This is a genomic window from Synergistaceae bacterium, assembly GCA_017443945.1.
Taxonomy (GTDB): domain Bacteria; phylum Synergistota; class Synergistia; order Synergistales; family Aminobacteriaceae; genus JAFUXM01.
On sequence record JAFSXS010000081.1, the window covers coordinates 1 to 19,011 of the forward strand.

The 19,011-nt window shown below is 43.5% G+C and carries 17 protein-coding genes; 8 read left to right on the forward strand and 9 right to left on the reverse strand.

The genetic code is table 11. From position 1 onward, the window contains the following. Positions 1-515 (forward strand): LytR C-terminal domain-containing protein (locus tag IJT21_08495; protein MBQ7578288.1); only part of this gene is annotated, 515 nt, incomplete at its 5' end. Here the strand turns inward: IJT21_08495 and IJT21_08500 are convergent. From IJT21_08500 to IJT21_08525, 6 genes are all read right to left on the reverse strand, one after another. Further along, positions 510-1,202 (reverse strand): hypothetical protein, encoded by a 693-nt coding sequence (locus IJT21_08500; protein MBQ7578289.1) that lies wholly within the window; start codon positions 1,200-1,202, stop codon positions 510-512. The two genes, IJT21_08495 and IJT21_08500, sit on opposite strands and share 6 nt — an antisense overlap. A gap of 202 nt (positions 1,203-1,404) precedes the next feature. After that, positions 1,405-2,265 (reverse strand): CoA ester lyase, encoded by an 861-nt coding sequence (locus IJT21_08505; GenBank protein MBQ7578290.1) that lies wholly within the window; start codon positions 2,263-2,265, stop codon positions 1,405-1,407. Between the two features lie 20 nt (positions 2,266-2,285). Then, a complete protein-coding gene (locus IJT21_08510; protein MBQ7578291.1) occupies positions 2,286-2,747 on the reverse strand; it encodes a MaoC family dehydratase in 462 nt (153 codons plus the stop codon). Continuing rightward, a complete protein-coding gene (locus IJT21_08515) occupies positions 2,744-3,409 on the reverse strand; it encodes a hypothetical protein (GenBank protein MBQ7578292.1) in 666 nt (221 codons plus the stop codon). Before IJT21_08515 ends, IJT21_08510 begins: the two co-directional genes overlap by 4 nt. 182 nt (positions 3,410-3,591) lie before the next feature. Continuing rightward, positions 3,592-4,788, reverse strand: a complete 1,197-nt coding sequence (locus tag IJT21_08520; GenBank protein MBQ7578293.1) for an RtcB family protein — start codon at positions 4,786-4,788, stop codon at positions 3,592-3,594. Between the two features lie 82 nt (positions 4,789-4,870). Next, positions 4,871-6,103 carry an NAD(P)-dependent oxidoreductase gene (locus IJT21_08525; GenBank protein MBQ7578294.1) on the reverse strand — a complete coding sequence of 411 codons (1,233 nt, stop codon included), beginning with the start codon at positions 6,101-6,103 and terminating at the stop codon, positions 4,871-4,873. A gap of 325 nt (positions 6,104-6,428) precedes the next feature. Between IJT21_08525 and IJT21_08530 the strand changes: the two genes are divergently transcribed. The 5 genes from IJT21_08530 (at position 6,429) to maf (ending at position 10,430) form a co-directional block, all read left to right on the forward strand. Next, positions 6,429-6,806: a hypothetical protein gene (locus IJT21_08530; GenBank protein MBQ7578295.1), complete on the forward strand. Its 378-nt coding sequence runs from the start codon at positions 6,429-6,431 to the stop codon at positions 6,804-6,806. Continuing rightward, positions 6,803-7,084 (forward strand): type II toxin-antitoxin system RelE/ParE family toxin, encoded by a 282-nt coding sequence (locus IJT21_08535; GenBank protein MBQ7578296.1) that lies wholly within the window; start codon positions 6,803-6,805, stop codon positions 7,082-7,084. The genes IJT21_08530 and IJT21_08535 overlap by 4 nt, the downstream gene beginning before the upstream one ends. Before the next feature lie 165 nt (positions 7,085-7,249). Then, positions 7,250-9,010 (forward strand): ribonuclease J, encoded by a 1,761-nt coding sequence (locus IJT21_08540; protein ID MBQ7578297.1) that lies wholly within the window; start codon positions 7,250-7,252, stop codon positions 9,008-9,010. A 39-nt stretch (positions 9,011-9,049) separates the two neighbouring features. Beyond that, positions 9,050-9,859, forward strand: a complete 810-nt coding sequence (locus IJT21_08545; protein ID MBQ7578298.1) for an undecaprenyl-diphosphate phosphatase — start codon at positions 9,050-9,052, stop codon at positions 9,857-9,859. A 1-nt stretch (position 9,860) separates the two neighbouring features. Continuing rightward, on the forward strand, positions 9,861-10,430 hold the full coding sequence (gene maf / locus IJT21_08550; GenBank protein ID MBQ7578299.1) for a septum formation inhibitor Maf: 570 nt from the start codon (positions 9,861-9,863) through the stop codon (positions 10,428-10,430). On the opposite strand, the gene lpxK is transcribed toward maf, so the two are convergent. Genes lpxK through IJT21_08565 form a run of 3 tightly spaced genes read right to left on the reverse strand, consistent with a single transcriptional unit; the run spans position 10,403 to position 15,473 of the window. Further along, positions 10,403-12,592, reverse strand: a complete 2,190-nt coding sequence (gene lpxK / locus IJT21_08555) for a tetraacyldisaccharide 4'-kinase (protein MBQ7578300.1) — start codon at positions 12,590-12,592, stop codon at positions 10,403-10,405. The genes maf and lpxK overlap by 28 nt on opposite strands. 11 nt (positions 12,593-12,603) lie before the next feature. Further along, a complete protein-coding gene (locus IJT21_08560) occupies positions 12,604-14,376 on the reverse strand; it encodes an ABC transporter ATP-binding protein (GenBank protein MBQ7578301.1) in 1,773 nt (590 codons plus the stop codon). Further along, the gene (locus IJT21_08565; GenBank protein MBQ7578302.1) at positions 14,373-15,473 is read right to left on the reverse strand and encodes a hypothetical protein; all 1,101 of its coding nucleotides are present in this window, start codon (positions 15,471-15,473) and stop codon (positions 14,373-14,375) included. Before IJT21_08565 ends, IJT21_08560 begins: the two co-directional genes overlap by 4 nt. Positions 15,474-16,328: 855 nt before the next feature. On the opposite strand from IJT21_08565, the gene IJT21_08570 reads away from it, so the two are divergent. Then, positions 16,329-17,726, forward strand: a complete 1,398-nt coding sequence (locus tag IJT21_08570) for an ABC transporter ATP-binding protein (protein ID MBQ7578303.1) — start codon at positions 16,329-16,331, stop codon at positions 17,724-17,726. Beyond that, positions 17,726-18,964: a hypothetical protein gene (locus IJT21_08575; GenBank protein MBQ7578304.1), complete on the forward strand. Its 1,239-nt coding sequence runs from the start codon at positions 17,726-17,728 to the stop codon at positions 18,962-18,964. Before IJT21_08570 ends, IJT21_08575 begins: the two co-directional genes overlap by 1 nt. The last annotated feature ends 47 nt before the right edge of the window (positions 18,965-19,011 follow it).

Here is a 19,011-nt window from a genome sequence, read left to right on the forward strand (position 1 = left end):
CGGGAAAATCGGGCTTCAGCAAGAACGTGAGCTATTGGATTCTGGACAACCACGCGTTTTCGCTGCAGCTAGCCGCAAAAATGCCTCCTGCTGATGACTCACTGCTGGAGTCCACCGAGAGCATAAACCTCGACGAGAAACCCGAAGGCCCGCACCTTGAGGGGTTTGACAGCGAGAAAGTCGCGGAACTGAGAGACCAGATTTTGAGCATAAGGATACTGAACGGCGACGGCGAAAAGGGAATCGGGAAGAGGGCTGCGCAGCTTTTCCAGAGGCTCGGAATCGAAGTACCCTACACCGGAAACGCTAGGCACTACGACTACAGGTCAAGCAACATAATCTATCCTCCGAACGCTAATGACGAAATCAAGCAGGGAGCGAGAGCTTTGGCGGAACTGTGCGGGATCACGAACGAAAGACTTGTGCAGCCGGACAACAGAGCTTCAGCACTGACGCTGATACTTGGCCACGACAAAGAGGAAGTGTTTTCCAGACTGGAGAATATGAACTCATAGAGCAGGAAAGATTCTGAAGCCCCGTGCAGAAATGTGCGGGGTATATTTATGCACAAAAAAGCCCTGCACCAGCCGAGAATGCAGAGCTGAATTTTTCGGTCTTAACGCAAAAATATGGGTTGGTCGTTGGTCGTTGGTCGTTGGTCGTTGGTCGTTGGTCGTTGGTCGAGTGTACAGCCCTTCAGGTTTTGTGTCAAGAGGAGTTCTGACGTTTTCCCTGAAGAGCAGTTTTGACTCTATCACTTCAGGAGCATATGCCTTCACCTGCATGGACTCCAGCCGAGTTTTGCAGACGTGGCAGTCCGGAAGATTCCGCTTCACCGCTGAACACGCACCTACTATGCATTTTCTGCCCACATGCGTATCGTCAAACACAGTCGAGTTGATCCCGATAAAGCTCTGTTCTCCGACACTGCACCCTCCTGCTACAGTGCTCTTAGTCCCCATGAAGACATGAGACCCGATTTTGCTCCTGCTGCCCACCATCGCGTGAGCCATAATCATAACGTCATCGCCTATCTCCGCGCCGTTCTGGATAACTGCGTAATCATGCACCCAGATATTTTTGCCTGCAAGTTCACCGTAAACGCTTGCTTTCGGTGAGACCACGTTAGCGCACTCCAGCCCCATAGCCTGCACTTGAGCAAATACCCTGCGCCTGTCGCTGTTGAGGGCGTTCCAGAGCATGGCCGCAAATACCACGTCAAACTCTGTGCCTTCGTGTTCCTTCAGTGTCTCCAGCTCATAAACAGGGAGTCCGAGAAACGACTCTTCATTCCTGTACTGCCTATTCACCGCAAAGCCCTTCACCTCGAAAAGGTCATACGCCCTCACGAACGAATACACATGTTCCGCTGTGCTGCTTGTGCCGATTATCACTAACCGCTGTTTACTCAATATTTATCCTTCCTTTCTTGGCTGCCTCCAAAAGTGCAAGTACCTTCCTTGCGCGTCTCTCCATAGGAGGCCCGATCATGCTCCCGTTATACATTGCGACTCCGCTCCCCTCACGTGAACTTGCCTCTATCGCCTGAACTATCCCCAGTGAATCCCGCACTTCCTGTTCTGTCGGCAGAAAACACTCATTCGCGAGTCCCACCTGCGCCGGTGAAAGGCACTGTATCCCTGCAAATCCCAGCTCAAACGACAGTCTAGCCTCCTCACGAAATCCCTGCTCGTCGTGAATCTTCAAGTACGGCGTATCTATCGGCAATGCTCCAGCTGAACGTGCAGCTACCGAAATCTGCGCCCTTGGGTAGTCCAGGCCTTTCGGGGGTGTCCCGTGAAAACCTCCCATGTCGTTCAAGTAGTCCTCGCTGCCAAAAGCAAGTGCCTTCACCCTGTTGGTGCTGCCCGCAATCCGGAACGCATCCAGCACAGCCGAAGCAGTCTCTATCAGCGGCACAAACGCAAACCGGTGTTCAGTGAGTCCATTGTCGTTTTCGTACTGGGCTATGAGTTTATCGTAATAGATCATGTCCTCATACGAATACACTTTTGTGGGCATAAGGCCGTAGATTTTAGGAGACAGAATATATTTCAGGTCCTCTAGCAGTAATCCGCTCTCTATGGAGTTCAGGCGGACGAATAGCTTTTTTCCGTCGGGTTCATAGCTTTGCAGAAAGTGATAGAGATTCTCCCGGCCCTGCTGCTTGAACTGCAACGGCACAGAGTCTTCAAGGTCAAATATCACCGCATCAGCATCCAGTTCGTGAATCTTCCTGAAGAATTTTTCCTTATAGGCCGGCATATAGAGCATACTCCGCAATATCAGCATGTTTGACTCCCTTTCTTGAACACTAAGACTTTACGCTCGAACGACAAAACTTCTTGGCCATTCTGGGTGAACACTCGGCTCTTCACGTGAACTATGCCCCTGTCAGGTTTTGTGCGGGATTCTCTTTTGTCCAGCACCTCAGTGATTACGTGTATGGTGTCTCCGATGAACATAGGAGCAAGGTGCTTGACGTTGGTGTACTCAAGATTCGCTACGGCATGTCCGCTGATGTCCTGCACTGTGATTCCGACAGCAAGGCTGAAGACCAGAGTCCCGACTACGAGAATTTGCCCGTGCTGGTGGGATTTTGCGTACTCTGTATCTGAATGCACAGGGTGATGATTCATAGTGAGCAGGCAGAAAATGTTGTTGTCGCTCTCAAGAATAGTCTTTGTGAGGTCGTGGGCTATGACTTCGCCGGGAGTGAACTCCTCGTAAAACCTTCCGTAGCTCATAGGGGCTTGATCCTCCGTTCAACAGGCCTTGCAGGATTCCCATAGACCATGACGTTATTGGGAATGCTCTTGATGACGTTAGAGGCCATCCCGCAGAAAACGTAATCCCCAATCTCTATGTAGTTGTTCAGTGAAGTATTCAGCCCGAAAAAACACCCGTCCCCGATTTTGTTGTTGCTGCCGACTGCGCAGTGTCCGGTGAAGAAATTGCTGCTGCCGATTCTGGTGTCGTGGCCTATCAGTACGTTTGACTGGAACGTGTTGAAATTCCCTGCCCTGACATTGGAATTGATGACTGTGTTGGCAAGGACTACGCACCCGAATCCAAGCGAGGCCGAACGCGCAACATATGCTGAATGGTGGACGAACGCAGCCCATCTTTCCGGAGGGATGCCGTAGCTGTCTCTGAGGGCTATTCGTTCCTTGATGAGGTCTGGACGGTACATTGCGAAGATGAATTTGACATCACTGAAGGATTCGTACTGTTCATAGATTCCGCGAGTGCCTCCCAAAACCGGAAAGCCGTTGATTTCGGGGTAATATGCCCTGTCGTCAAAAGCGAAACCCAAGAACTCAACTGTGCCGGTTTTCTGCTGAGTGTCGTATATCTGTTCAGCGATAACTACTGCGGAACCTTTGCCGCCAATGATAATTATCTTCATGAGCGCACAAAAAATGCCCTGCACAAATTTTCATGCAAGACACAATTAGATTCCGAGTACGGTGTTAATGAGACAAAGTTAGCGCAAGCAAGCAAGCAAGCAAGCAAGCACTTATACAGTTCATATTTATGTTGTCAAGATGTATTTTCATGTATGAATTATAGCACAGCACAATACGAGAATCATCCGGCCTTGAAGTTATACACCGGCTTCATCACCTCGATAACCTCCACACTCTCAGCGATCACGTCAACAATATCGTCCAGACTCTTATACGCCATAGGTGCCTCATCCAGGGTCTCAGCACTAACCGAAGTCGTATACACTCCCTGCATTGCCCTCCTGTACTCCTCAAGACTCAGTTCATCCTTCGCACGACTCCTCGACATCAGCCGTCCAGCCCCGTGCGGAGCGGAGTAGTTCCACTCAGGATTGCCCTTCCCGCGCGCAAGCACAGACCCGTCCCGCATGTTTATCGGTATCAGCACAAGCTCCCCCTCATGAGCCGCAATAGCTCCCTTCCGCAAAATCATCTCGTCAGTGTCTATGTAGTTATGCACCGTGTGAAACCCCTCACCTCCAGCCAGACCCGTCTTCGTCAGCAGAACTTCAGCTATTTTCTCCCTGTTCCTCCTCGCAAAATCTTGGCATATCTTCACGTCATGCAGGTAGTCCGCAAAATACTCACCATACACCCAGCACAAATCTTCCGGAATCTCGCTGCTCTTGGCCTCCCACCGAAGAGTCTTCAGTGCCGCCTGAATCTCCTTTCGTCTGCCCTGCTCCTTGTACGTCTTGATGATCTCTTCCTTCTGCCTGAAGTACTCTTCTTTTCCCTGCGCAAGCTCAACCGCGAGTCTCTGGTAGTATTCTGCGGCCTGTTTGCCCAAGTTCCGGCTGCCTGTGTGAATCACAAGATACTGTGTTCCGTCCGCTGACTGGTCTATCTCTATGAAGTGGTTTCCTCCGCCCAGAGTCCCCAAACTCCGCTCAATCCTCCGGGTGTCCTTCAGAGACCTATAGCATTTCAGGCGCGTAAGGTTAAAATGTTCCTGCCTGCCCTCCCAGACATCAAACCCAGAAGGCACAAAATGCGCTGCCTCATCAAAACGTTCAAGGTCAATTTCTGCCCGGCCAAGATTTACCGTGTACATCCCGCAGCCAATATCAACCCCCACAAGATTCGGAACAGCCTTATCCGTGACGGTCATGGTCGTTCCGATGGTGCAGCCCTTCCCTGCGTGAACGTCCGGCATGATTCGGATCTTTGCTCCTTCGGTGAAGTGGTAATCACACATCCTCCTGATCTGCTCTATAGCTTCGTCCTCGATGACTTTTGCGTAACACACTGCTGTGCTGAATCGTCCCTGTATCTCCATGTTACGGCCTCCCTATAAAAATTATGCCCCCAGAGCGAACTCCAGAGGCTTTTTTGCGATGATATGTCCTGATTCCGGCTCGCTATTCCTGTTTCTCATTCTGCTCCATATACGCTATCATAGCCGCTACAGCTTTCTTTGCTCCTTCAACCGCATGTACTACTGTCTTCGGCCCGGTAACCACATCTCCAGCAGCAAACACTCCCGTTTTCGTGGTCATGTAGTTTTCATCAACAATCAGCAGTCCGTGTTCTCCTGCCAAAAGTCCGCTGGTTGTGCGCACAAGTTTTCCTCGTGGAATCTGGCTGATGGATATTATCGTAGAGTCTGCCTCGACCTGAATGCGTTCGTCCTCGTGGCCGATAATCTCGTCATTTTCGCCGTAGATAGTTTTGCAGAACACCGGACCTTTTTCGGTAATCTCCTGAATCTGCATTCCGGTCTGGATCTCCGCGCCGTCAAGTTCAGCGTAGGCGACTTCACTGGAGCTAGCGGCTATCTCTTTGCCCATAGCGTACAGAGTAACTTCCTTTGTGCCGTTGCGCAGGGCAGTACGTGCTACGTCCATTGCGGCATTACCAACGCCGATAACTGCGACTTTATTTCCGAGATGGTGTGCTTTAGGGTTAGCAAGATAATTTAACGCAAAATGAACGTTACCGAGAGACTCGCCTTTGAGTCCAAGACTGCGGGGTTTCTCTGCTCCTGTGCCGATAAAAATCGAGTTAAAACCGTCTCTGAATAAATGATCTATATATAAAACTGTTCCGATTGTAGCATTTAATCTGATATGTATTCCCATTTCTTCGAGTCTTTTCTCGTAGCGTTCCAATATACTTTTTGGGAGTCGAAATTCCGGGATTCCATATTGTAATAAGCCGCCGATTTTGCTTTTCCACTCGAAAATTGTAACAGAATAACCTTCCCTAGCGAGAATGACTGCAACTGTGAGACCTGCCGGGCCTGCTCCGATAATGGCGACTCGTTTATCCTGCTTTTTTTCGGGTAATTTTATCTGCATACGGTCAAGATACATTTCTGAAATATAATTTTCTATGCTCGAAAAATGGACGGGGCTGTCTTTCTTGCCTCTTATGCAATGTCCTGCGCACTGTTTAGCGTGGTTGCATATTTCCGAACATATTGCGGACAAAGGGTTATTATTGAATAAAATTTCGCCTGCTTCCATTAATTTATGTTCCTTAAATAACTTTATTACTTCAGGTATTGGCGTATGAACCGGGCAGCCTTCCTGACATAAAGGTTTCTTGCATTGCAAACAGCGTTCGGCCTCCGTTAGAATGTGTAAAGGCATTAAATTTTTCCCCCTCGTTGAAATTATGAAATTTTCTGCATTATATAGTGAAAACGCGTTAAAATCTATAAATACAGTGTCAAAAGCGAAAATATTATCGGTTACTCCCGTTGGACTTTGCTGCTAAAACATTTTCGGAAAACTATGACAAAATATTTTTGTTGAGCTAAAAACTTGAATATTTACAAAAAATTTGTTGTATGTGTGCGACCGCGTTTTTGCCAGCACGTAATTATAAATGCACGTTTCCGAAAGACTTTGCTGAATTACTTTGCGATTTTCTGCTACAATAATAAAAATTTTATCACTAGGAGTGAATTATTTAATGCCGGAACTTGCTACAAAAATGAAAATCGGAGAAGTTGTTACAATATCAATGCTTAATAATGGCATGGCTGCGGATATTTTCGAGGAAGTAAAGAAAACTGGTACAAGAGTCGTTGTAAATGACAAACACGAGGCAATGGGACTTATTGTTGCGCCGTTAGATTATGTGGAAATGGCACCAGAATTTCGCGATGATAAAGCTCTGCAAATTGCTATTCAGCGCATGAAAAATTTTGACATATCCAAGACTATCCCCGCCGAAGAAGTTTATAAAGAGTTAGGAATTACACAAGAAGAACTTGACGCTATGCCTGACGTAGAATTTGATTATGGCGATGAAGAAAAATGTAATGTAAGAGAGGCTGTGTCGGCATGAGTTGGTCTATAAAATTTCTTCCCGAAGCGCGCAAGGATTTAAAAAATTTAGCAGGTAATCAAAGTCGAATTGTCTCAAAGGCTTTAGATCGCGTAAGTAAAAATCCCCTGCCACGCAACGAAGGAGGCTACGGAATCCCACTCGGCAACAAAGGAAACTGCGATTTAACCGGCTATAACGAGATCAAATTACGCGGTGAAGGCCTTAGAGCAATTTATAAACTTTTCCACACTGAGTCAGAAATGTTAGTTATCATAATCAGCGTCCGTGAAGGTTAAGAAGTCTACGACAAAGCCTCAGAAAGAATAATCAAACACGGAATATAAAAATTTTTACGTCTTTCAAATAATATAATAACCTCAGAAATATAATATAATTATCGCAAATATTTTAACGCATGAATTTTATTGTCCGTTATCGGGCTTATATATATAAAATTTTTTATGAACAGGAGGAACTATTATTTGACATCAAAGCGCAGAAAATTTAACACTTCAGATGGCGAACACCTTAATTTTATTCCGTTAGGGGGACTTGGGGAAATCGGCAAAAATATGTACGTCCTTGAATACAATGATGAAATTCTCGTTATTGACAGCGGACTTAAATTTCCAGACAGCGAGCTTCCCGGAATTGATTATATCGTCCCTGATGTTACTTATCTTGAGCAAAACCGCGAAAAAATTTTAGCTATCATTATCACTCACGGACACGAAGACCACACCGGAGGATTGCCTTACGCTTTACCGCGCTTGAATGTGCCTATTTATGGTACTAAATTAACGCTAGGACTCATCAAGAATAAATTACAGGACGATTTACCCGGCTTCAAACCTGACACTCACGAAATAAAAGCTGGCGACTTTGTGCAAATAGGCTCGTTCAACGTAAGATTTATTGCTGTTGCTCACTCAATTCCGGACGGGGTTGCGCTCTCGATTGATACGCCGTTGGGAAGAATTTTACACACGGGAGATTTCAAGCTCGACTCTACTCCTGTTGACGCAAGAGTCACGGATTTTGCCGCGCTGGCTGAAGAAGGCGACAAAGGCATTATGCTATTATGTTCAGATTCTACGAATGCAGAGAGAAAAGGCTTCACACCCAGTGAGCGAATTATATCGGGCACACTTGAAACACTTTTCAGGACTTACAGAAATAAGCGCGTGATAATTTCTTCGTTCGCAAGCAATGTTCACAGAATCCAGCAGGCCGCCGACGTTGCAGCAAGATTTAACAGAAAAATTGCGTTTCTTGGCCGCAGCATGATTCGAATAACTGAATTAGCGCGTGAACTCGATTATCTCAAAATTGACCCTAAGATGATTATTTCAATCGAAGAAAGCTGGAAATATTCAGATAATCAATTAGTAGTAATCACAACAGGATCACAGGGCGAACCTTTTTCGGGACTCGTTACTATGAGCAGAGGCGAGAATAAATCTATTTCACTGGGTGAACATGATGTAGTTTTTCTCTTAGCGTCAGTTATTCCCGGAAATGAAAAATTAGTAAACAACACAATTAATAGACTCTTTGCGCAAGGTTGTGAAGTAGTCTACGAGAAAGAACGCCAAATCCACGTCTCCGGCCATGCTTCAAGCGAAGAGCTCAAAATTATTATGAACATAACCAGACCGAAATATTTTGTGCCCATTCACGGAGAATACAAGCATTTAGTCAGACATTCGCAATTAGCTCAAGAAGTAGGAATATCACCGCGAAATATTTTCTTGATGGTCAACGGCGATGTATTGACGTTCACAAAAACTGCACCTCCCAAGAAACAAGGCCACGTCCAAGCAGGAGCAGTAATCGTCGACGGTAACGCAGCAGGAAGCATAAAAAGTGAAGTCATGAAGGAACGCCGCGAAATCGCAGAAGATGGAGTCTTAGTCGTATCAGCAGCAATTGATGACAGAGGCAATTTATTAGCTCCCGTAGCAATTGAGACTCAGGGCGTATTTATTTCCGACGATACAAAGCAGATTTTCAACGAATTATATGCAGTAGCAGAACGAGCCATAACAGAATCAACCGGAAAACGCGTAAATATTGACTCACTCAAGAAAACAATCAAGACACGAGTCCGCGATGTGTTGAGAAAAAGAAATTCATCATTTGCAGTAGTATTACCGGTTATTTCTATTAAGCGTTCGGGCTATTATGATGACACTACATTTTTCGAGAAAGACTTTTTTTAGCAGATTAAAATATTTATAACTAGAGGGGAAATTTTATCAATGAGCTTCAATCTTCACACGTTCATATTAGGATTAGTACAGGGAATTTGCGAATTTTTACCGGTCAGCAGTTCGGGACACTTGGCGATCTTGCAAAGTTTTTTCGGGTTTGCAAATGAAAATCTTGTAGCATTTGATTTATTACTTCATTGCGCTACTGTTCTAGTGTTATTTATTTATTTCAGGCACGATATTATGAGACTAATAATTGAATGGTTCGGCGGGTGGTTCTCGCGTAAAAAGTCGGGCGGCTGGGCTTATGGCTGGGCGATATTGATTGCTACATTCTTGACGGGTTTAATCGGTCTGCCATTGCGTAAAGTTGTAGATATTTTCACTGGACGGCCAATTTACGTAGGGACGGGCTTAATATTGACAGCATTTGTATTAATCTTTGTGCCGATAATGTCAGACAGACGGAAAAATTCATCACTCTTGAAAATTGCTTTAGTCGTAGGAATTGCGCAGGGTATTGCAGTTTTGCCGGGCGTGTCTCGTTCAGGAATGACTCTTGCAGCAGGTTTATTTATGGGATTGGGAGCGGCTGAAGCATTTAGATTTTCATTTCTTGTATCTATTCCGGCGGTATTGGGAGCGGCGTTGCTTGAAGCTCTGAAATTTTTTAAATCCGGTGAAGCAGTCTTTATGCCTGATGGATGGATTTGGGCAGCTGTTGCAGCGTTTGTGCTGGGTCTTGCGTCATTAGGATTCATGAGAAAATTAATTCTCGCGGGCAAATGGGCTTATTTCGGGCTTTACTGCTTGATTGCGGGTGCACTTGTTATACTTTTCTCGCTCAGGATAATTTAACATGCAAAGAATTATTTTAGCGTCAGGGAGTCCGAGAAGGCGCGAATTACTGCGTAGTCTTGGACTCGATTTCATAATTTATAAACCTGATGCCGACGAAAAAATTATTAACGGCGAGTCCCCTGCAAATTTATGTGAAAGATTATCGCGTTTGAAGGCTTCTGACGGCGCGAAAAATTTTCCTGACTCTATAATAATTGCGGCTGATACTATAGTCGTGATTGATAATAAGATTCTCGGCAAACCTCATGACAGAAACGACGCATTTAAAATGTTAAGCACTCTTCAAGGGAGGACTCACGAGGTTTTAACGGGCTTGACAGTCTGCATGAACGAAAAAATTATTTCTCATGTCGAACACACTAGAGTCAAATTCAGGCAATTAAACGAGTCAGAGATTCGCGCATATATCTCAACAGGTGAAAGCGATGACAAGGCCGGAGCTTATGCAGTACAGGGTAAAGGCTCGTTATTAATTGAGGGTCTCGAAGGCGATTATTTTAACGTTGTCGGACTTCCCGTTTGCAGACTGGGCTTAATGCTTCATGAGTTCGGAGTCAATCTCTTGTAGACTCGTTCTCTAATTTCCCAGCCTAAATTATCACACGCAAATTTTACAATGTCATCAAGTGCGCCGGGGCTGCCCATTCTCTCTCGGCCTGCACTGCTCATGAAATCATAAAGTTTTGTATCGTTTAAGACTCTCAATGCTGCATTTGCTAGGGAGTCTGCATTTTTTTCCGTCAAGATTTCAGAGTCGCCTAATAATTTTTTCTGCACGCGTTTCCCTTTTTCGTCGATTGATATTACAGGAATCCCCAGACCTGCGCAGAGTTGATTTGCTGTGCCTCCGAGACCTAATAAGATTTTCACGCCGTTAGTATTCTTCGCAACACTGTCATATTTAAGTGAAATTATTATATTATTTCGCGTTAATGAGTCTTTATTCACGTTCCACCCGTAAGACTCGCAGTTCCCGAAAAATTCATCAAGCGGCAATGTCGGAGCTAATACCATTTTGAAATTATAATTTGTTGAAGTGTGCAGAATTTCTACTGAGTCAAGCAATAATTTAACGTCCCTGCAAGCTCTTGACCTGCTGCCGGGTAATAGCAGAATTATATTTTTCTCGTCTGAGTCCTGCAAAATTTCATTTCCTGACAACAAATCCATTATCGGACTTCCTGAATAAATTGCTTTCTTTCCGAGCTGCTCGGCACTTTTTGAGTCTCTTGCCCACGTCCGAAGAGTGAATTTATTTATTATCGCGCGTTCGAGTCTCCAATGTCCGCTAAGATACACGGTTTTAGCAGTCGCAAGAAATAACGGCCTCGCCCCCGACCCCAGCAAAGTATTTAGCAATAAATATACATCTCCTGCACAAATGGGCGTTCTGATTCTGTGAGAAATTTTTTCCCAGTCATTTAATTGCGCGCGTACCTGCTTTAAGAGTCCTGCTCTAATGTCCCGCCATAAATCTTTGAGACTATATTTAAGCACTCCTCCTGAAGGCGTAACAGACTGCGCTGAAATAACGTCAAAGCCCGATTTTATATATGCATCACCGCGACCGACTAAGGCAAACGCAGAAATTTTTGACTCCGGCAATTTTTCACGCAATTTTTTAGCGAGCATTGACCCGATTGCGTCTTCGCCATAACCATTTGAAGCAATTATAATTTTCGGTCTCAGTGCTTGAGTGAGTGCAGCAAAAAATTTTTCCGGCTCATTAAGAACGCTTTTAACTTTCGGGACAACTAACGCAATTTCATCAGGCCAAGTAAAATTTTCCGGGAAATTATATAAATCTTTCTCCGTGCATGTAATAAAATCTGAATTTGACTCACGTGCGAGCCTGCATAATTCTTGAATGTCTTGACTTGAATATTTGTGATGATCCCTGAAAATTTTTTCTCCGGTTATGATCATTCCCATTTGAATTAATGAACGCTTGAAACTTTCAGGGCTGCCAATTGCCGAGAACGCAAAAACTTTCGAATCTCTTGCAGGCTTTGACTCTGTCCCGCGCAAAATCCATTCTGTAAGGTCTAATCTTGACGTAAAAATTTTTGAGGAGTCAATATATTTGCTGACTCTTTCGCGCAAATTATTTAATTCCTGACTCGTTACCTGCTCTGACTTGGTCAAGACTATTATATCAGCCCTTGACAACGCATTAATTTTTTCGCGCATTATACCATCAGGCAAAATTTTTTCATTTCCGAACGGGCACACAGCGTCAATCAAGACAATATCAACATCTCGGCCTAAAATTTTATGCTGAAAAGCGTCATCAGCTATAACGAGTTCACAACCGCAATTTTTGAGAGCTTTTACGCCGTCGATTCGTTTTTTCGCGACTGCAACGGGAATATCAGGAAGTTCACGCGACAACAATAAAGGTTCATCACCTATTAAATCGCGTTTTCCTTCGCCGTTATGAATTAGTATTGCATTCTGAGTCCTGCCTGAATATCCGCGTGTTACTATGCCCGTTTTTATGCCGTGAGAACGTGCGAATCTTGCCAGCATTTCAACAAAAGGAGTCTTATTTGTTCCGCCGTAAGTTATATTGCCGACGCTTATTAACGGTAATGGAGGCTCAATCGTCTGCAAAAATCCGTGTGATCGCAAAAAATTATTTACCGCCAAAAATGCCCCTCCAAGCCACGAAAACGGCCTGAAGATTACATCAGCAAGCAAATTATATTTCTCGCCTTTAACGTGTTTCATGTATGAATTAATTAACGCGCAAATTTTTTATTCTTCCCTTCAGAAAGTCTGCAAGATTTATTATATCCAAACTGTAATTTATAGAGTTCTGCGTAAAGTCCTCCCGATTTTAACAGCTCGTCGTGTGTGCCTGATTGAATAAATTTCCCGTTCTCAAGCACTAAAATTTTATCAGCTTCTCTGACAGTTGAAAGTCTATGAGCAATTATAAACGCTGTCCGGCCTCTCATGGCTTGATTAATTGCGCGCTGTACCTGTCTCTCTACTGCTAAATCTAATGAGCTTGTTGCTTCGTCGAGAATTAAAATTTTCGGATCTCTTATTACTGCCCGCGCGATTGCAATTCTTTGACGCTGACCCCCTGAAAGAGTTACGCCCCTCTCGCCCGTTTGCGTCTCGTATTTTTCCGGTAAACTCTCTATAAATTCGCGAATGTCCGCAATTTCTGCCGCTTCAATAATTTTTTGCATGTCGGGATTCTCAAGTCCATAAGCAATATTAAACGCTAGAGTCCCGCGCATTAAAATACTTTCTTGAGGGACTATCCCTATTTGACGGCGCAAATTTTTCAACGATAATTCTTTTATGTCATAACCATCAATAATAATTTTTCCTGCTGAAGGGTCATAAAATCGCGGTATCAAGTCAACGAGTGTAGATTTTCCCGAACCGGTCGGGCCGACAATTGCAATTTTTTCGCCTGCTTTAACGTCTAAATTTATGTCATGTAAAATTTCTTGGCCTTCTTCGTAATAAAAGCTGACATTTTCAAATTTTACTGCACCCGATAATTTGTGATTTATGCCCGTGTGAATGTTTGCTGATTCTGCCGGAGTGTCGAGAATGTCAAATATTCGTTCAGCTGATGCAATACTTCGCTGTAACATGCTCATTTGATTCATTACTGTTCTTATTGGCTGCACCATGAAAGCTATGTAACCGATGAATGAAATTAATTCGCCAGGAGTCAAATCGCCGTTAATAACGTTATGGCCTCCAACCCAGAAAACGACAGCAAGTGCAGCAATTAAGAAAACTTCAATTACTCCCGCTAAAATTCCCTGAATCGATACGGCCTGCATGAGAGCATTATAATTTTTTCTGTTCGCATCAGTGAATCGCGTTAATTCCTCATCCTCCGTAGCAAATGAACGCACGACCCGAATCGCCGAGAAAGCCTCTTGAGCCGTTGCCGTAATATTTGCTAATTGTTCTTGTACGTTATGACCGGCCCGACGCAATTTTTTCGACGCAAACGAGAGCAGAAACGCTACAACCGGTAACACAAGAATTATTAAGCACGTCAGCCGCCAATTTATATAAATAATGAATCCAAACATGCCCAGAAACGTGAAAAAATTAAATGTCAGGTCAACTACAGAATTTGACACTAGATTTTGCAATGTCTCAACGTCTCCGGTTATGCGGCTCATTAATTCCCCGATTCTTGAGGCGTAAATTTTCTTGAGGCTCATGCGCTGTATATGGTCGTATAATTCGATTCTCAAGTCCATTACAACACTTTGTCCGGCCTCGCTCATTAAATAACGCTGGTAATATGTAGTAATCGCCTTCAGCCCGAAAATTATCACGAGAGCAACGCAAATTACATTCAACATAAATAAATCGCGCGAAAATAATACATCATCGACAACATTTCGGAATAAATAAGGCGGCAAAACATTTAATCCCGCTGACAAAATCATGAATATCACTGCGAGAAAAATTTTTAGTGAATACCTGCGCGAATATTTCAAGAGTCTAGTTAAATTTTTCACGTCTATGCACCTGACAGAACAATATCACATAATCTAGAAGCAGCACCGGACTCACCCGACAATTTCAGCAATTCATCACGAACACGCGCGAGTCTCTCCGGGTTGCTTAAATCTTTATAAATGGCCTCTGCTACGTCTTCAGGTGTAATATCGCCGTATAATTCATGCAAAATTTTTGTGTCCGCGATTCTATTAGGAAGAGAAATAACCCCTCCCCAGCGTTTTATGACTCTCAATGCGCCCATTTTTCGTAATTGACGGCCTATTAACGGAAGATTTGCAAGAATCCCAACAACACCCGACAACGGCACAAAACGCGAAAATTTTTCAGGAGCAACAACAAGTCCCGGCAATCCGCAGTGCATCATCTCAAATGTATTCGTCCCCGGCTGAGTCAACGCATAGTCAGATTGAGTCATCGCAGCTCCTGCATTTGATATAACGGGATTGAGTCCGGCCTTCTGCCAAGTTTCAAGCTCTGACTCCGGCATAAAACGCGAGAACAAAGCGCGTACTCTGATATTTGGTATTCTTTCGCGCAAAAATTTATGAACCTCACAGACCCATTCAAGCACAGCATTTCGAATCATCGGACGGCTCCCCGGCAAAATTAATAATCTCGGCAAGTCATTTTCTCGCGGCCAATTCCAATTTTTTATATTTGAGTCGGTCAAGTCCATTTTTAGAGCGTCTTTCACGAGATCCCCTATTGCTTGAACATTTTCGAGATTACCGGCCTGTTTCTTATAAGCTGTCAAGATTCTAACGTTTTCAATTTCACGTCTCGGCCCGTAAGTGTAACAAGTCAGCGGGACATTTGCACTCTTCGCGAGTCTTTGACCGAACATAATATCACCGCCCAATTGAATAACTGCGTCCGTTTTTTCGTGTATTAAGTCCTGCCAAATTTTTGACGCGCTTGCAGGGCCCTCTAATTTATCGACTCCCAGTAATGAAGCTGCCCGGCGTTCATGACCTGAAGCAAATTGACACGGCAATATCCATAATGATACAGAATGACCGCGCTTTCTTAATTCCATTGCAACAGGACGAACCCAGCCCCATAACTCTCCCGGCCCGTTTGTTAAAATAGTTATCCGCAAAAAATTCACATCCTAGAAATAGAATCATTTACAAATTAAACTATTTTATAATAATTGCAAGCGATAAGGAAATTTATATATGAGTCAGGAGAGCAAAAAATTTTGTACAGGAAATTATTAGCAAGTGTCAGAGAATATAAGAGGCCGTCTATTGAAGCTCCGTTATTTGTCTCACTAGAGGTCGTTATGGAATGCATAATCCCGTTCATAGTCGCAAAACTAGTGAATCAAATTCGAGTCGGCTGCGATTTTATTATTATGCTCAAATACGGTGTAATTCTTGTGATAATGGCGTTCTTGTCGCTTACGTTCGGGATAATTGCGGGTAATGCGTGCTCGACTGCGTCATGCGGATTTGCTAAAAATTTACGGAGCGATTTATTTCGTGCTGTACAAAAATTTTCGTTCGAGAATCTTGACAAATTTTCTACTGCCTCACTTGTTACGAGATTGACAACTGATGTATCAGGCGTGCAGCAGGCTTATATGATGATTGTACGTACGGCGATTCGAGGGCCGTTAATGCTTGTTTTCTCGTTTGTGATGGCGTTAATAATGGGCGGACGTATTGCGCTGATATTTTTATTTACTGCTCCTGTGCTGGGACTCAGCCTTTATTTTATAGCTCGATGGTCAATGCCGACGTTCAGGAAATTATTTCGCAAATACGATAAATTAACAAATTCGATTCAGGAAAATATTAGAGGCGTCAGAGTCGTTAAAGCCTTTGTCAGGGAAGATTACGAGAAAGAAAAATTTTCACTCGGTGCCAAAGAAATTTGCAGAGATTTTACCCATGCAGATAGAATATTAGCTCTCAATAATCCCATTATGCAATTTTGCTTGTATGTCGTGATGATATTTATTCTCTATTACGGCACATATAAAGTTATCACGAGTCGCGGCTTAGATTTGAATATTGGCCAAATTTCGTCGTTAATTACTTATGGGACTCAAATTTTAGGGAGTCTTATGCGTTTATCTATGGTGCTTGTAATGATTACTCTTGCGCGTGAGAGTGCAGCCCGCATCGTTGAAGTTCTTGACGAGAAGCCCGCACTAATAAGCCCGGAAAACGGCATTAAAGAAATTTTAACCGGTGATATAGATTTTGAAGACGTGAGCTTTGTTTATCGTTCGGCAAGAGAAATAAATTTTTCACGCAATAATGAGTCAACGCAAAATTTTTCAGCAAGCGCAGATTACGAGAGTCAGCAAAATTTTTCACGCGAGAATGAGACTCAATCACAAAATTTCTTAACCGGCAATAACGAGTCAGCACAAAATATTTCATCAAGTGCAGATTACGAGAGACAGCGAAGTTTTTCACACGAGAATCAGACTCAATCACAAAATTTCTTAACCGGCAATAACGAGTCAGCGCAAAATTTTTCAGCAAGTGCAGATTATGAGAGTCAGAAAAGTTTTTCACGCGAGAATCAGACTCAATCACAAAATTTCTTAACCGGCAATAACGAGTCAGCACAAAATATTTCAGCAAGTGCAGATTACAAGAGTCAGAAAAGTTTTTTACGCGATAATGAGACTCAACAGCAAAATAAATTCTACGCCCTCAAAAATATAAATCTGCATATAGATTCAGGTTCTACAATCGGCATAATAGGCGGTACAGGTTCATCAAAGACGACTCTAATACAGTTAATCCCGCGGCTTTATGACGCTACTTCAGGCATTATAAAAATTTCCGGCCAAGACGTGAGAAAATACGATTTAGAGTCTTTACGCAATAATATAGCCGTTGTCCTGCAAAAAAATGAGCTTTTCTCCGGCACAATCCGCGAAAATCTTTTATGGGGCAACAATAACGCAACTGACTCGCAAATTATAGAAGCCTGCAAAATTTCGTGTGCTTATGAATTTATCGAGAAATTACCGGAAAAATTTAATACTCACATCGAGCAGAACGGCACTAATTTATCAGGAGGCCAGAAACAAAGACTCTGCATTGCACGCGCACTCTTGAAGCAGCCCAAAATTTTAATCCTCGACGACTCAACAAGTGCAGTAGACACCCACACAGACGCGTTAATACGTTCGAGCCTGAAAAAATATCTGCCCAACATCACGAAAATTATAATCGCACAACGCATTTTATCAGTTCAGGAATCCGATAAAATAATCGTAATGGACAACGGAGAAATAAAAGCGTTCGACACCCACGAGAATTTATTAAAGTCTAACGCCGTTTACAAAGAAATTTATTTATCACAGACAAGAGAGGAGTTATTGTAATGAGAAAAAATTTTTTAGCAGGTCTATTTATTGCGTTGATATTATTTAGCGCGAGTTCTTGTTTTGCTGAGTCATGGACAGGCTATTTCGGCGCTTACTGGGACTCATGGTTCGGAAGCAGTGAACAATCACCAGACTTGAACGCCGATAAATCAGAATCCGTAATTTTGCCGGAACATCTTGCAGCAAACTGGGATAAATTAACGGGGTCGCTTGTTGAGGCACTAGCACTCAATGACAAACAAGAATCTTTGCCGAATAATGCGTGGTTCGGTGAAGATAAGACCAGCAACGCAGCCAAAATTAATAAATTACTCGATGCAGCTTTGAGCATATTAATTAACGGCGAGGCAGGTAAAATGCGTCATGAGGCTTCACAATTACGCGCGAAAATTGCGAATTTACGAATCGAGCTTGACGACCTCAGAAACAAAAAAATTACTGCACCCGACAGCAATTATTACGTGTTATTCTGGCGGCTCACTAAGGAAAAAGCTGACAAGAGAATCGCCGAACTTGAACGCGAAATTAAATCAAGTGAAGAGTCTTTACTCGCGATAAATGCCAAACTTTCAGAATCTTTAAAGACTATCGGACTTGACCTCGACGCGTCCCAAGTTGAAATCTTGATGAACTCCGTAACGGGCGAAGATTTATTACAGAACGCTATAATATTCGACAACGTCAAAAAAATTGTCGCCAAACTTGAAGAACTTGCGCAAAACGATACTAACAGCATAGAAATTACACGCCGTTATTCAGGAATGTACTTGATTCTCAATGATTTATTGATTCACACGCAGGAAGAATTAATCAAGAAAATTGACTCATCGTACAAACCTAATTTAGACGCAATTATCACAGAGGCCAGCAATTTACAGCGCGACGCACAAGCAAGAAGCCGCAACAAAGCATATACTCAGGCACAGAGAGAGTCATTTATCAAGAACGCAGAGTCTAACGCACTTACTATCAGAGTCGCAAAATTATATATTGAGCTCTTGAACACGCAGAAAACCGGTACTCTTGCAAGCATAAAGAGTCTTAGATTAAATCGGGATCTCGCCGAGAACACTTATAGAACCGTGCGGAGTTCAGGAGAATTACGCGGGCTGATTCATTCGGGTTTGAGCTTGTTCGAGACAATTAATGCGCTGAAGATGCCGGAGCTGAAAATTTTTGAAAATGGTGCAATGAGACTCGAATTTGAAGAAATCAACAGACGACTTAAGAAATAATTTTATCGCTCTCAATGCTTTAATGTCTGCCGCCTCGCTCCCACCCA